The sequence below is a fragment of the Pseudomonas sp. A125 genome (assembly GCF_055409485.1).
Window position 1 is genome coordinate 1 of the sequence record NZ_JBUZVP010000097.1, and the last position, 649, is coordinate 649.

The 649-nt window shown below is 58.9% G+C and carries 1 protein-coding gene; it reads left to right on the forward strand.

What is annotated here, in order from left to right; genetic code table 11:
- A partial coding sequence (locus tag ACZRN6_RS36560; RefSeq protein WP_464009968.1) for a T6SS phospholipase effector Tle1-like catalytic domain-containing protein occupies positions 1-649 on the forward strand: 649 nt, incomplete at its 5' end.

Here is a 649-nt window from a genome sequence, read left to right on the forward strand (position 1 = left end):
ACCCAAGAAGCCGCTTGAACCCGGCATCAAAGACTTCGACGCCGACATGGCACAAACCCAGTTGCGTGAAGCGGCTGAAGAGTTTGGCCGAGGCTTTTCCGGCCGGCACTTCGCTGACTCGATCCCGGTACGCATAAGTCTTATGGCCGTTGTTCCCGGCGCGAATGCCCGCGAGATAGAGCTAGCCGAGCGCAAGCAGATGAAGGCGAGTGCCATGGCGAAGGTCAGCCAGCTATTTCCACCGCCCCTGCATGAGCGCAACTACGTTGACGAACACACACGCCGGAACGTCGAGGAAAGCCGCAACGCCAGCAAACCCGAAGGGCTGTTACGCGCACTGTTCGATGATCATGTTCACGACTCCCGTGCCTGGTTTCTTTACGCGGCGGGACGTGAGCCCTTCGGCAGTTATTTCAAGCTGCGCATGGTGTTCTTCGGCGATGCACGCAGAAGAGATATCGCGCTGTATCGCGAAGAAGATGGGGTGATGGTTGCGGGCGCTGAGACGCCGCTGTTCGTTGACGCTGGCGCTGTGGCGCAGCGCCCCGTGATGACTGCCGAACGCCTTGCCGACGCTCAAAAAGCCATTGATGAGATTTGGCAGGCCTATGACGACAAGGTCAAGGAGGCGAACAATGTGCCGGTTTGA